Here is a 13781-nt window from a genome sequence, read left to right as displayed (position 1 = left end):
CACCTATCTGCCAGGCTTAATCCACAGCGTCCAGCAGTTAATCGTCCAAATCGATGTCTTGTGATAGGAGCTTCCCTACAATGACGACATTCAGTCAGCGTAGGTTCGCGATTAGCTCCCGTAGAACGGCGCTGTGTGAATTAAGCTCCTCTCTCGCAAGCTCGTATTCGTCCACCGCCTTGCTGCGCCCGTTGCATTTGCTGCGCTCCGCCAGCTGGTCCAGCAGCGTTTGCTTTTCATGCAGCGCTCGTATGGCCACCCAAAGAGCATCTTCCATTGTCTTGTTCTGGGATTGGAACAGCGCTGCAGCGGTGTAGCTATGACCGGTATGGCAACGATACCGCGGTGGCGAAGCCCCTATCTCCCACAGTGCGCCCCCGCATTCGGGGCAAGACATTCCTGATGCGGCGCCTACCTGAGATACAGCGTTTGGGGCTCCCGCGCTCAAATCGAAGGTGAGCTCATTCTCGGTGGCGAATGGCTCAATGCGAGAATGCATAGACAGTGCTGTGCCCACCGCAGCACGCTCTTGGACTGTCTGAACGATTATCTTCCCTAGTTCCGCTACGGATCGGCAGGCATCAACTTCTACATGGCGAAGTGCGCTCTCCGGCATAGAGGGCGCCTCGGCGGTGGCCGGGTCCTGTACCAATGCTAACCCCCCATACACCTTCACCGCTTGCAGTCCAACGATCCCGTCATCCATTTCGCCAGTGAGAATGACGCCAATTACCATGTTTCGGTGGCTGATGGCTGCGGAGCGAAACATGGGGTCAATTGCCGGTCGGGCATGATTTTCCTTGGCGCTTCGAACAACCTGAATGACGTCGTTTTCAATTAGAAGATGACGATCAGGCGGCGCGACGTAGATGCGCCCATTTATGATCTTTTCGTGTGGCTCCGCGAAGCCGATCCCTAGAGAGGTGTCTTTGGCAAGGATATGCGGTAACGAACTGGCGTTTCCCCCGATGTGCATGGTAATGAAAACTGACGCGTTGAGATCGTTTGGGAAATGGCCTAGGAGTTCCCGAAGTGCTTGAAGCCCGCCAGTGGAAGCGCCTATGACAATAATCTGGTGCGCGGGTGTGTATGGCTGCATTGATTACCCAACATATCGATAGGCCATGTGGTCGGCCGGTTTCAAATTTAGGTTGCACGTCTTTAGAACCTCAACCGGAGCTAAAAGTTAGCCGGCGGCGGCAGCAGGAGGCCGAGCGGAGCAGTTTTGTGCTTTTTTGCGGAGGCTTTTTCCTTCCGTCGGGATACTAAGCGCGTTTCCGGCGCCCTTTGCTTAATCTCTGCATCGAATCGATCATACCAAGGGAAGCCATGCATTTATTCCTCGCAACCTGTGAGAGGTCAAAACACCGCCCAGCAGCCCCAACGCAGCGCCACCGGCGGCCAAGCCACCACCTTCGATGGCCCCGAGACTTCGTGGTGAAACGGCGACCATTGCACACTCACCTCCAAAACATCCGGCTTCGGCTTGGTCATTGCTGCCGTCGGCGTGGTCTGCGGCGATATCGGTACCAGTGCTCGCTATATACTGAAAGAGGTCTTTTCCGGTCACTTTGGTATACAAGCTAATCACCGCGGGGTGCTGGGCATCGCTCAGAGCGTATTACTTGAGTGTCCGGATGAGGTTGCGCGAGGCTTCGCGTTGCAGGTATTGGCTATGGAAACCTGGCACAGTGCAAAGGCGATTACAGATGCGATCGGCTACGACAGTTCTAGGGAGTCGCTCTGGTGGGCAGCGATCAGCTAGTGCGGATTCCACGACACTTGGACACCCAGCCCACGATCATTTGGACAGTCGTTCCACTCGCACTTGGACATCTGATCCACATCCACTTGGACAGGCAGTCGGAGCGCAGCGACGCAGGCTTGCATTGTTAGTCTGAAGTCTCTGCCGCCGTCAATTTCGTTGTGCGCCTGCGCATCGATTCGCCCTTCAGTTCGATCCGATAAGCGTTGTGTACCAACCGGTCGAGGATCGCATCGCCCAGGGTCGGATCGCCGATCAGCGCATGCCATTTGTCCACCGGCATTTGGCTGGTCACCAGTGTCGAGCGGTTCCCGTAGCGGTCGTCCAGCAGCTCGAGCATGTCGCGCCGTTGTGCAGCGGTAAACGGTGCCAGACCCCAGTCGTCCAGGATCAGCAAGTCGGTCTTGGCGTAGCCGGCCATCAGCTTGGCGAAGCGGCCGTCGCCGTGGGCCAGGCCCAGCTCTTCCATCAAGCGCGGCAGACGCAGGTAGCGCACGCTATAACCGTCGCGGCAAGCTTTGTGAGCCAGCGCGCAGGCGAGCCAGGTTTTGCCCACGCCAGTCGGGCCGCCGATGATCAAGTTCAGGCCGTCGCGTAGCCATTGGCCGCTGCCCAGTTGCAGGATCAGAGACTTGTCTAGGCCGCGCGGGCTGCGGTAGTCGATGTCTTCCAGGCAAGCGTTGTGGCGCAGTCGCGCGGCTTTGAGGCGGGTGGTCAGGTGAGCATCTTCACGCTCGGTCAGTTCGCGATCAACCATCAGGCCAAGGCGTTCGTCGAAGCTGAGGTCGTTGATGTCGGGCGTCGCGTGTTGCTCGTTCAGCGCCTTGACCATGCCGTGCAGGCGCAGGGTTTGCAGCTTGTCGAGTGTCGGATTGGGCAGCATGTTTGTGCTCCTTTTTCAGTCAGTGGTAGTAACCAGGGCCGCGCAGATTGATATGTTCTTCGGGCAGTAACGGCAGGTTTTGCTGGGCCAGCGGCAGTCGTTCCAGTCCTTGGCGCAGGATCGATTCGAGGCTTTTGTAGCTGCATGCGCCCAGTGCCAGCGCACGCTGGCAAGCGGCTTCCAGTCGCTCTTCGCCATGCTGTTTGCTCAGGCGCAAGATGCCCAGGCAGGCGCGGAAGCCGTGCTGCGGATGGATTCGGCGTTCGAGGATGTAGGCGATGACGCCGGCCGTGTTCGGGCCGTTCTGTTCTGCCCAGCGGATCAGTCGCTGCGGCGTCCACTCGGCATGTTCGCGGTGGCTCTTGGGCATGTGCTCGGCTTGGGTGGTGTGGCGGCCTTTGTGTGGCGAGCGCAGGTGGCTGGCCACGCGCTGGTTGGCGTGGAAGCATTCGACGGTTTGTGCGGTCAGCCGCACTTCGAGTTGGTGCTTCACCAGTTGGTACGGCACCGAGTAGAAGTGGCCGTCGACCTCGACGTGGTAATCGATGTGGACACGTACCTTTTTCCACTCGGCGTAGACGTATGGATGTTCCGGCAGCGCTTGCAGTGCCGGTTGGTCGAGGGTCTCGAAGGCTGACCGGCGTGAGCCGGGCAGCTTTTTGAAGGGCTTATGATTGAGGCGATCCAGCAGCAGACCGATGGCCGTATTGAGTTCGCTCAGCGAGAAGAACTGGCGGTTGCGCAGCACAGCCAGGATCCAGCGCTCAACCACTTGCACGCCGACTTCAACCTTGGCTTTATCCCTCGGCTTACGCGAGCGAGCAGGCAATACGGCTACGCCGTAATGCTCGGCCAAGTCGCGGTAACTGGGGTTGATATCAGGTTCGTAGCGATGCGCCTTGGTGACGCCGCTGCGCAGATTATCGGGCACCAGGATCTGTGTAGTGCCGCCGAAAAAAGCGAAGCAACGGGCGTGCGAGCCCAGCCAGTCAGGCAGTTTTTGCGACCAGGTGGCCTCGGCGAAGGTGTAGCTGGAGGCGCCCAGGACTGCAACGAAGATCTGGGCCTGACGGATCTCGCCGGTGCTCCGGTCGATGATCGGAGCAGTCTGGCCGGCGTAATCGACAAACAGCTTTTCACCGGCACGATGTTCCTGGCGCATGACCACGTCGATCTTGGCGGCCCAAAGACGGTAGTGCTCGCAGAACCAGCTGTATTGAAAGCCTTGTGGGTGGCTGAGCCGATACTCTTGCCAGAGCAAGGCCAGGGTGACGCCGGGCCGGCGGAGTTCGGCGTGTGCCCAAGCCCAATCAGGCATCGGCCGTTGATCATTGGGAACCGTCGGTGCTGGCTGGAACAAGCAACGTTCCAGTTCGGCGTCCGACAACGTCGTTGGCCAAGCCAGCCCACAAGCGTTAAAGCGGTGCAGGTAATTACCGGCACTGCCGCTGCTGATGCGCAGGCTGGTAGCAATTTTTCGCACGGACAGGCCGGCGTCGAACTTTAGGCGTAGTACCTCTCGGATTTTACGCATGGATAAACGCTCCACGACGACCTCTTTGCTTCGATAAAAGAGGTCGATGGTAATGAATAGTCCTGCGTTGCTGCCTGCCTGAGCGTGGGATGGGTCAGTAGAAAATTACTGTCCAAATGCTCGTGGAATCAGTGTCCAAGTGGCCGTGGAATGAGTGTCCAAGTCAGCGTGGAATCGCTGTCCAAGTGTTCATGGAATGGGTGTCCAAGTGCGCTAGGAGCAATCGTCGCTGATCCCCCTGAGGGTGCTGATTGATTGCGTCACTCAACTGGTGCGAAAAAAGTCTGGGTCTAGTACAAGCTCGCGGAGCGGCTTCAAACGGTTTTCTGCGTCCTTGGCTTGGGAACGGGAACGCTCGGCATCTTTCTTAGAACCTTGCGCTTCTGCCAGGTCGCCCATTTGACGAAGCAGCATAATTCTTTCTTCAACCGCCCTGAGCGCGTCCCAGAGCCCGGTATCAATCGCGGCGTTAACTTCAGCGATTAGGGTCTTGATCGAAAACGCATGGCCCGTATGGCAGCGAAACCTGACAATCGATCCTTCTTCTATCTGCACCAAAACTCCATGACAATCGGGGCATGTATAGCTCGAAATATTCCCTATACTCATGACCCCAGCTTCCAAGCCGTTGCCCTTTTCACTGATGCTCGTCTCGATCAGATGGCGCTCGTTTAAGGGCCTTGTGGCCAGTTGCTTGATCGGCAATCTAACCCGCATTGCTATCTGATTCGCCAGCTCAGTGAGCGTGCCTACAAAGTCTGTTTCGACGTGCTCTATTGCACTACGGGGCATGGATTCATAAGTAGCTTCAGAAGGATCCTGCACGAGTGCCGTACCGTTTTTGTCCTTTATCGCCCAAAGTCCCGCTGTTCCGTCGTCCAGCGCTCCGGTCAGTATCACTCCGATCACCCTAGAGTCATAAGCCACCGACGCTGAGCGAAAGAGTACATCGATAGCCGGACGAACTCTGCATTCCTTCGGTCCGCGAGTAAGGCGGACCCCCTCCTTCGTCACAAGCAGATGGTGATCAGCGCTGGCGACGTAGACGGTTGAGGTTTTGAGCGGTTGATTGGCTTGTACCGAAATGACCTTCATGCTGGTTTCACGAGCAAGTATCCTTCCTAGCTCACTCGGCGAGTGCGGAGGAATATGTAGCACTACCAAAAAAGCCGCTGGCAAGTCAGAGGGTAGGGAGCGAAATAGACTCCTTAATGCTTCGACTCCACCGGCGGAAGCCCCAATAACGATAATATTCCGACAGTGGCTATCGAGTTGCATAGATACACACCTCCCTCTCTAAAAGCGAAACGCAAGATTACGAGCCGCACCATGATCAAAGGTTTTAGCTCCTCACAAATGGGTGAGCGTTCGATTGATGCGCGACTAGCGATCAGTGTTTCTTCCGAAATACGGCCCTCGCCTGGTCCCAGGCTTTTTTGCCTTCAAGGCTTTTCGCATCCGCTGCTGCGCGCGCGTTTTGAAACGCGATCATGGCTTCAGACGAATCTGTGGCATGGGTTAGCAGTTCATAAGCAATCGCGTTGAGACGATCGGCCTCTCGAAACAGCTCGTTGGTGCGCTCGGTGGCTTCATGCCAAGCGGAAATAATGGCGTTATTTCTCATGATCGTCCTCGCGTGTCATCCGGCCTTTGATTGGTAAGAGAGGAGCGCCTTTTAGTTTCTCGAAACTTACGTTTATGGACGCAATTTTTGCTTAATGCAAATGGATTCGGATGGTGGCGGGCGTCAAGGTCGTGGGCGTGCTGCAAGTATTGACCGCCCCACGCACGACCGTGTCCCAATCGATGAGCGCGATCCCGACAATCGAGCTAGAGGACAACGCCGCTTGGGAGTTGCTGATCGAACTGGTTCAGAAGGGGGCCCATCCACTGATCGCCAAGCGCTTCGGCCATGCCCTGGAACAGGAGGAAACGCACCTGGCCGGTGCGCAACTTCAAAAAGCAAGATCTTCTTGCGTAAGTGAGCTGAGCCTTGCTTACCACCTGGCGCCACCCTAGTTTATCCGGGTTGGGACCACTGGCTCGAACTTTAAAGGACAACCCCGTGAGTGAAACCTACTTGAAAATGAACTGAAAGCCTGGCGGCTGTTGCTCGAAGACGCCTATCGCCCGGAGTTTCCCTAGGATTACCCCGCCACATGATTCGGCGCGCCGATGAACGGGTGTTGCAGGAGTTCATCAGGCTGGAGCGCTGTATCGAGTTGCTCGCGGATATGACAGAGAAGGGGTGCGGGCGACACGACTTTGACGTCCGCGGCATTGCTCATCAGGAATAATCTCAGCTCCTGAGTGTCGGGCAATTCACACCGCAGCAACCATCTGTTTGTGTGTCGGTCATGGTCTTTCCCCTGGAGAGGACCCAGCATGAGGCCAACGGGCACAATACGCTCCGCCAATCTTGCTCTCTTTAGCGCCCCGTCCGGTCGTTATTTACCGGCCCGTGACAAGCCGTGCGTTACGTCTTGGCCGGCGAGTCGACCAGCCTCCAAGCCCCCAGGAAATAAAACACGCCACCGGCAGCAATGAAGAGGGCGAGCATGTAGAAGATGCAGTGAGGCGGTTGTCGCCAATACCAGGGCACACAGCACCGGTCCGGAGGCGGCGCCGAGGTTGCCAAGATTTTGCGCAGCGTAGTACATGCCTCGAAAGTGGTCGGGCGCGATGTTGTCAATGAACATGTATTCAGCGGGGAAGACGATGATCTCTCCGAGCGTGAACACCGCCATGGCAATCACCCAGAGCACGAGGGTATCGGCCAGGACAAAGCCGGCCAACCCAAGGATGAACAGACTCAGCCCCGCCGCCAGCCACAAGTTCAGATGTTGAGAGACTCTTCGGCCAATGGCGTATTCCAGGCTGATCACCATCAGCGCATTGGTCGTCACAATGGCGCTGATGGTGCGATAGGTGGACTCTGCTAATGTCGTGACCACCAGGTACTGTGAGAGATAGGCCGTGAACTGGCCGGAGACCACCGCGCTGAGCAGACCGCCGAGGGTGAAGCACACTAAGCGGTAATCCCGGAGCAGAAGCTTGCCTACGGCCAGGAAAGGCACAGGTTTGTATCTCACATCAACGACCGTCAGGCCTCTGTCGCCCCAGACGAAATAGACCAGGCAGAATCCGGCGCCCAGCATGCCGGACAACAGGAATGGCAAGCTGATGTCCAGCTTGGCCATGCCCGCCCCCAGAAACGGCCCAACGGCATAACCGATGTTGGTCAGCGTGTCATGAATCAAGGATGTCCATGTTTTCCTCCGAACGATTGAAGGGCATCGATGTATTCGTCTGCGTCGCTGAATCCGGCAGCTTCAAGGCTGCTGCTGAACGGATGAGCCTCACGGGTTCTGCCATCAGTAAAAGCGTTGCTCGCCTGGAAAGCCGGCTCGGCGTCCGACTGTTCGACCGTACGACCCGACGTGTTTCGCTTACCGATGCAGAGGGGGCCCTTTTTCGCACATGCACAAGCGTGCTTGCCGACCTCGAAGAAGCCGAGCTGTCGCTACAGGCTGAAAACGCCGAGCCCCGTGGCAGGGGCCGGATCGACCTTCCCGGTGCTTTCGGCCGTTCCCAGGTACTGCCTGTCGTCTTGCGCTGCCTGGAGCGATACCCGCAATTGGTCCCGCACATTTCGTTCTCCGACAGTTTCATCGACGCCGTACAGGAAGATGTGGACATCGCTATCCGTTTGGGCGGCGCAGAGGTATGGCCGGACACGGTGGGGCATCGGTATCTGGGTAGCGAATGGCATATTTTCTGCGCATCACCTGCGCATCTCGCCAGGCATGGCACCCCCTGACGGACCTTGATCTGGAACAGCACCGGTGCATCGCCTACGGATGGCGGGAAATGTCAGCCCTTGGAATTTCGCCGGGCGCCACAGGGGCGAAACGGCCAGGATGCTGGTGGCTCCAACGCTGGTGGTGGGCGATGCCGAGGGCTTGGTGGTTGCGGTGTTGGCGGGCTGCGGTATCGTCCAGTTGCCGTCCTGGTTGGTCCAACGGCAATTGGACGAAGGAACATTAGTCGAAGTACTGCCCCAGTCGGCAACTGATGGGATGGCGATCAATCTTGCAAAGCCGTGAGGCGCTGCCCAAGGTCGCTGTTTTATTGGACTTACTGACGGCCAATTTGACTCAGGTGGTGGAGGCCGGGCGCAACGGTTATAAAGGCTTTTGCCCGTGGTGCCACGAACCAGTCGGCAACGAGTCATGACAGCAGACGCACAGCTTGTTGCCATCGAGATCTCGAAAGTAGGCACCGCGATAATTGGGGTGGTGGTGCGATCTCAAGCCGGGTTCCCCCTCACATGTCCCGCCCAATGCCACAGATTTCTCTCGTTCATTTGCCTATAATCCGTTTTGTCTGCGAGAAGGTAGTTCGGGATTGTGCCGACGGATTGTGCCGTGCGGGGCGCCCCTTGGGTGGAACAGCGCATGCTGGCCCCGGCCCTTTAACCTCGTAGCGAGGTAGTACCTCGTCCAGCGTCTAAATCTGATGAGTGGTGCCTCAAGGATTCAATGGGAGCTTCTTAGCGCAATCTCCTAGCTTCCCCGACACGTGGCGATAGCGGTTAGTTGCCTTATTATTGGGTGCCATAACCTATTAACTGCCTCTGCCTCCTGCCGTTTTCTCTAGCATGTCGACATCATTGGTCCCCAAGAGCGTAATCGTTAATGCCTGATCGTAAAGCAAGCCTTCTCATCGCTACCGCTGCCGCGAGTATTGTTATGGCCGTCACCGCGGCCGTGAGTCCCACCACGTTGTTCTGGACAAATGAGACGCGCCTGGAGCGTAACGTTGTCGAGGCCCAGATAGATCGTATTCGCAACGTTCAGAGCTTGTTGGTGGATGCTGAGACCGGTGAGCGCGGTTACGTGTTGACGGAAAAGGAAGTCTTTCTACAACCATACTATATCGCCATATCCCAACTGCCTCCGGCCCTAAAGAGCCTGCGCGAATCCTATCAAGGCGATCCAGCGGAAGAGGTTGGGCGCGTTGAAGAATTCATCCGCCACGCTGAAATGAAAATGGCGCATTTGGATCGTGTGGTGAAGCTGGTAAGCCCCCACGGAAATGACGCGGCAGTGACGGAGATTGCTGCTGGCGGTGGTAAAGCCCTGATGGACACGGTGCGCACCATCAGTGCGGAACTAATCAGTGACGAAGCAGAGGAACTGGCGGCGCTCGAACGTCAACTCTTGAGCAACATCCGCTGGGCCGTCGCGGTTTCCATCGTAAGTTTTATCGTGACCTTGGGCTTGGGTCGCTTTATCTATACATCCATGCGACGTAGCATCCGACGTCAATCGGAGTCCGCCGCAGCGGCCATCCTTGTCAGCGATCAACTGAGCCAGAGCCTGGAGCAGTTGGAGCGGCGCAACGGGGAGATAGGCCTTCTCGCTGAGATGGCGAGGTTGGCGCAGACGGAGTTGACTCAAACGGAAACGCTGCAACTAGCCAGCACGTACTGTCAGCGATTAATACCTGCGAGTGAAGGGGAGTTCTTTCTCTATCGCAATTCGGCGGATGTCCTTCAGCAAGCGGCGTCGTGGGGCCAAGCTGAAGGGAAGAATGCTGATGTCATGCTCAGCCCAAAGGATTGTTGGGCAATCAGGCGAGGGCGATGGCATTTGACTGAGCATCATCACGATCTTTCCTGTCGCCATTACCCAGCGGCGTCGGGCACCGACCAAGTGACCGATTGCTGTTTGCCCTTAATGGCTTATGGCGAGATTCTGGGTCTGTTGCATATCCGTCAGGTTGGACTGCAGGACCTGTCCGAAGAGCGGTTACAGATTGCTGAGGCTGTGGCGGAACAAACGGCTCTGGCGTTGGCGAATGGCCGGATGCGCCAAGTATTGGAGACTCAGTCCATCAAGGATCCGCTGACAGGGCTGTATAATCGGCGGTTCATGGACGAGGCGCTAAAGCGGGAGCTGGCGCGCTCTGAGCGCAACGGGTCAGCCCTGAGTGTCGTCATGCTAGACCTCGATAACTTCAAACATCTGAATGACTCCTATGGCCATCCAGCAGGCGACACTGTGCTTCGTGCGGTTTCCGCTTTGCTTTTGCGATCGTTGAGGTCGTCAGACATCGCGTGTCGATTTGGCGGAGAGGAACTGATTGTGATTCTTCCAGAATGTCCCTCAGAGAGCGCTACGTCACGTGCTGAGCTCATACGAGCATCTCTTGAAGGGTTGAGTCTTACGGATCACGGTCAGACATTCACAGTGACTGCTTCGTTCGGGGTCGCTTCTACAGAAACCAGCGGGTTGGACCAAGGCTCTCTTTTGAAGGCGGCTGACTCAGCGCTTTACGCAGCCAAGCGGTTGGGGAAAAACAGAGTTGAATGCTGGCCTCTGGTGAAGCATGAGCGCTAGAAGTTTCGATGGGATGCAGCAGGCTGATCGCTGCTCGTCGCCCGATCAGAAGCACCAGCGATGACTGGTTGACTGCCGCAGACACCGCAAAGGTGTCGCAGTTCAGTACCCGCAACCCGAGCGTCCTGTCAAACAAATGGAAAAAGCAAAGTTGGCGTTAGGGCAAAATACAGTAACCGTCCAGCCATCTCATCTTGCATGGGAGATATCTACGTTTTTTACTCATCTTAGCGATCTGATGAGTCTCATGGTTCCTGCAAAAATGACGGTTTCTTCCACTATTGCGATGGGCCTATGCTAAATTTAGATCAGTTATGAATGGATTGTTCGGTTATGGAGAACGCATCATGCTCCCAATAGGCATCTCGCTACTTGCCGTAGGCTTAGGCACCGGCAATCCTGGCTTTTGGATACCAGGCTGCGTCTTCGCGGCTATAGGGTGTTCTCAAAGAGCTAAACGTCGAGACTGACCGTAAGCAGTCAGCCTACGCATCGCTCACATCACGCACATCAAGTTGGCATCCACTTATGTGGCAGTAATTGCCCGACTCGTCCTTAAATGGATTCGAGTGCAAACGGACAAAGCCATGGCGCTACCACCTGCTTTCATTACGCTTACTTTGCAGTAGTCGGAGCGCATTCCGAGGCTTCTTTATCGAGCATTTGCGTTTTAATCCCGTACCCGCGTGGCACCGTCAAAGTGACTGGCCGACCGAAAGCGCTGCCGCTTGTGCCACTTGAGGATTTTGAGCCTTTGAGACTGGCGGTTCGCGAGCTAATCCACTCTTGTGCCCCACCTCCATCGGCGATTAAGTGAACTTTTACCCTGCGAATTTTTCCACTCCTCAGAGGTTATGCCAGGGCATGACGCTCGGATGAATCTTGCGGAAAAATATCCCCTGGCAGAGCCTTCAATGACAGTAAACCCGTCACAACCCAAGCCCTCTTTGCGCCGCGCCGTCACGGGGCCGATGCTGTTTCTGTTCATCCTGGGCGATGTACTGGGCGCTGGCGTTTATGCGCTGGCGGGTACCATCGCCGGAGAGGTAGGCGGGGCGATCTGGGTGCCGTTGTTGATCGCGTTGTTTTTCGCAATGTTGACGGCAGGTTCGTACGCCGAACTGGTCTCGAAATACCCTCACGCGGGCGCGGCGTCGGTGTCTGCCGAAAAGGCTTTCAAGTCACCGCTGATATCGTTCCTGGTCGGTTTTTGCATGCTCGCCGCGGCGGTGACCAGCGCTGCCGTCTCTCGCTGGCCTTCGCGGGGGACTATCTTGGCGCATTCATCGAGGTATCACCCCACGTTGCTGCGCTGATCTTTTTGTTGGTCATTGCCCTGTTGAACCCACGAGGGATCAAGGAATCGCTGGGGGCGAATCTGCTGATGACCGTGATCAAGCTGTCAGGGCTGATATTGGTCATCGTTGCTGCGGGTTACTTTTTCAGTTCTGGCGAAGCTGAACTGGCAAGGGCGCTGGAGTTCAAGCCAGGGGTCAGTCCGATGCTGGCGGTATTGGGCGCTGCGTTGCTCGCATTCTATTCGTTCGTGGGTTTTGAGACGTCCGCCAATCTCGCGGAAGAGATCAAGGATGTTCGCAAGGTATACCCACGGGCGTTGATCGCGGCGCTGATTACCGCAGGGGTGGTTTACATGGCTGTTGGGGTCGCCGCGTCCTCAGTATTGCCAACGGAGAAACTGCTCGCGACCTCAGCTCCATTACTCGAGGTGGTTCGGGCTTCCGGGCTCGACATTTCGCCTCGCCTGTTCGCCTTTATCGCGCTCATCGCGGTGGCCAACGGAGCGCTGCTGACCATGATCATGGCCAGTCGACTCACCTATGGGATGGCAAATCTGGGGCTGTTGCCAGATGTCCTGGGACGGGTCCTGCCGCACAGGCGCACACGATGGGCGGCCATTATTGCCATGACGCTCGTCGCCATCGCACTGACGCTGACAGGAACGTTGGCGACCTTGGCGCAAACCGTGGTGCTGCTTTTACTGTTTGTGTTCCTCAGCACCAACGTGGCCGTGCTGGTGTTACGCAAGGACAAGGTTGCAGAAGAACATTTTCAGGTTCCCACCTGGGTACCCTGGCTGGCGATCCTGTCTTGCCTCGTATTGCTGAGTCAGCAAAACATGGGCACTTGGCTGCGAGGCGGGGCACTTGTTTTAGTGGGTGTGCTGCTGTATGTGTTTACCCGGCTTACCGTGCCTACCGTTGTTAAGCTTAACTAGCAGAGCAAATGGCACGATTAAAGCATAGATTTTGAGTGGACCGCCTGTTTTGGGGACCAGGAGGAGTACTCTTCCTGCCTGACTCGCTGAGTTCGTTAACTTGAAAAAGCACCAATCGAGTAGCTCAAGCATTTGTTTAGGGGCTTGGGCGGGTAGGGGAAGTGCTTCTGCCCGCATCGAGACGATGCTGACAATCAAACAGTGTTTTGTATGCACCGCTAAGTCAGAGACCCTTAGCTCTGAATGATGTAATACGAGACTCGGATCTTCATGGCAGATCATCGTCATGAGGCCGCTCAGCATCGACCATTTATGCGGCCGCAATCCTTCGGTACCCCCCTTCCGTTGCGTCGACAAAGGAGTCAGAAGGTCCTTCAGATACCAGACGCTTTATGGTGGAGCGCGGTCGCGAATCAGCTTAAGGACCACCCTCTTCATGAAGGAGCTAATACCTTGGTGGGACGTAGGCGGCGGGCTTGAAAGGTTCTGCGCCCGACAAGCGCCAGCGAACATTGGAAATGCCTAAACGCTCCGCGAGGGGCTTACTGACACGCCTGACCTTTTCTCGACCGAACTTCGGAATCCGGCCCACGCCCGCATCGCAACTCGCCCAATGCCATGCCTCAGCGTTATTCATGATGTCTAAGCGAATGATGAAAGACTTCGGCACTCCATGTATTTCGTAATCGATGATGTACAGCATGGCTGAGGGCATCGTTATTTCTCCCGGTGAGGAGTTACTGAGTACTTGGAGGGCTTTTAATTCAATCCGTCTGACGAGGCTGGACGTAGGCGCCGAGGTGCATACCTAATCCAGCCTTGGCGATGAACAACAGGCCTACAAACCCGGCAAAGCTATCGATGGTCGGCGCGGTAGCCAACGGAAAATTGAGTCATCGTTGATTCCGTGGCCGGAGCGGCAATGGATTGCTAGGGCTGCCGACGGCGGTGACTTTTTC

General features: G+C 56.4%; 8 protein-coding genes and 4 pseudogenes. 5 read left to right on the top strand and 7 right to left on the bottom strand.

What is annotated here, in order from left to right; translation table 11 throughout:
* Positions 1-94: 94 nt before the first annotated feature.
* A complete protein-coding gene (locus tag M1D68_RS14825; RefSeq protein WP_434676320.1) occupies positions 95-1099 on the bottom strand; it encodes a chemotaxis protein CheB in 1005 nt (334 codons plus the stop codon).
* A 387-nt stretch (positions 1100-1486) separates the two neighbouring features.
* Here M1D68_RS14825 and M1D68_RS14820 point away from each other — a divergent pair.
* Positions 1487-1609 (top strand): annotated as a pseudogene (locus tag M1D68_RS14820) (KUP/HAK/KT family potassium transporter); the annotation flags it as partial.
* Between the two features lie 283 nt (positions 1610-1892).
* Here M1D68_RS14820 and istB read toward each other — a convergent pair.
* The 4 genes from istB to M1D68_RS14800 form a co-directional block, all read right to left on the bottom strand.
* The gene (gene istB / locus M1D68_RS14815) at positions 1893-2648 is read right to left on the bottom strand and encodes an IS21-like element ISPsy14 family helper ATPase IstB (RefSeq protein ID WP_457967380.1); all 756 of its coding nucleotides are present in this window, start codon (positions 2646-2648) and stop codon (positions 1893-1895) included.
* A gap of 19 nt (positions 2649-2667) precedes the next feature.
* Positions 2668-4182, bottom strand: coding sequence for an IS21 family transposase (gene istA / locus M1D68_RS14810; protein ID WP_457967378.1), 1515 nt, complete (start codon positions 4180-4182; stop codon positions 2668-2670).
* A gap of 264 nt (positions 4183-4446) precedes the next feature.
* Positions 4447-5460, bottom strand: a complete 1014-nt coding sequence (locus M1D68_RS14805; protein ID WP_457967376.1) for a chemotaxis protein CheB — start codon at positions 5458-5460, stop codon at positions 4447-4449.
* Between the two features lie 112 nt (positions 5461-5572).
* Positions 5573-5806 (bottom strand): hypothetical protein, encoded by a 234-nt coding sequence (locus M1D68_RS14800; RefSeq protein ID WP_457967374.1) that lies wholly within the window; start codon positions 5804-5806, stop codon positions 5573-5575.
* Between the two features lie 110 nt (positions 5807-5916).
* Between M1D68_RS14800 and M1D68_RS14795 the strand changes: the two genes are divergently transcribed.
* Positions 5917-6201, top strand: coding sequence for a hypothetical protein (locus M1D68_RS14795; protein WP_457967372.1), 285 nt, complete (start codon positions 5917-5919; stop codon positions 6199-6201).
* Between the two features lie 457 nt (positions 6202-6658).
* On the opposite strand, the pseudogene M1D68_RS14790 reads toward M1D68_RS14795, so the two are convergent.
* Positions 6659-7430 (bottom strand): annotated as a pseudogene (locus tag M1D68_RS14790) (MFS transporter); the annotation flags it as partial.
* Positions 7431-7450: 20 nt separating this feature from the next.
* On the opposite strand from M1D68_RS14790, the pseudogene M1D68_RS14785 reads away from it, so the two are divergent.
* The 3 genes and pseudogenes from M1D68_RS14785 (at position 7451) to M1D68_RS14775 (ending at position 12822) form a co-directional block, all read left to right on the top strand.
* A pseudogene (locus M1D68_RS14785) lies at positions 7451-8418 on the top strand (LysR substrate-binding domain-containing protein).
* Positions 8419-8879: 461 nt separating this feature from the next.
* On the top strand, positions 8880-10586 hold the full coding sequence (locus tag M1D68_RS14780; protein ID WP_457967370.1) for a sensor domain-containing diguanylate cyclase: 1707 nt from the start codon (positions 8880-8882) through the stop codon (positions 10584-10586).
* Between the two features lie 914 nt (positions 10587-11500).
* A pseudogene (locus tag M1D68_RS14775) lies at positions 11501-12822 on the top strand (APC family permease).
* Between the two features lie 445 nt (positions 12823-13267).
* Here the strand turns inward: M1D68_RS14775 and M1D68_RS14770 are convergent.
* Positions 13268-13537: a DUF6555 family protein gene (locus tag M1D68_RS14770; protein ID WP_434559407.1), complete on the bottom strand. Its 270-nt coding sequence runs from the start codon at positions 13535-13537 to the stop codon at positions 13268-13270.
* Between the last annotated feature and the right edge of the window lie 244 nt (positions 13538-13781).

The sequence above is a fragment of the Pseudomonas sp. R4-84 genome (assembly GCF_054130985.1).
This window is presented reverse-complemented; position numbering and strand designations above follow the sequence as displayed.

Excerpts from the sequence above, each read along its gene's own strand:
- M1D68_RS14805 (WP_457967376.1), bottom strand. The coding sequence starts at position 5,460 with ATGCAACTCGATAGCCACTGTCGGAATATTATCGTTATTGGGGCTTCC.
- M1D68_RS14795 (WP_457967372.1), top strand. The coding sequence starts at position 5,917 with ATGGTGGCGGGCGTCAAGGTCGTGGGCGTGCTGCAAGTATTGACCGCC.
- M1D68_RS14770 (WP_434559407.1), bottom strand. The coding sequence starts at position 13,537 with ATGCCCTCAGCCATGCTGTACATCATCGATTACGAAATACATGGAGTG.
- istA (WP_457967378.1), bottom strand. The coding sequence starts at position 4,182 with ATGCGTAAAATCCGAGAGGTACTACGCCTAAAGTTCGACGCCGGCCTG.
- istB (WP_457967380.1), bottom strand. The coding sequence starts at position 2,648 with ATGCTGCCCAATCCGACACTCGACAAGCTGCAAACCCTGCGCCTGCAC.
- M1D68_RS14825 (WP_434676320.1), bottom strand. The coding sequence starts at position 1,099 with ATGCAGCCATACACACCCGCGCACCAGATTATTGTCATAGGCGCTTCC.
- M1D68_RS14780 (WP_457967370.1), top strand. The coding sequence starts at position 8,880 with ATGCCTGATCGTAAAGCAAGCCTTCTCATCGCTACCGCTGCCGCGAGT.
- M1D68_RS14800 (WP_457967374.1), bottom strand. The coding sequence starts at position 5,806 with ATGAGAAATAACGCCATTATTTCCGCTTGGCATGAAGCCACCGAGCGC.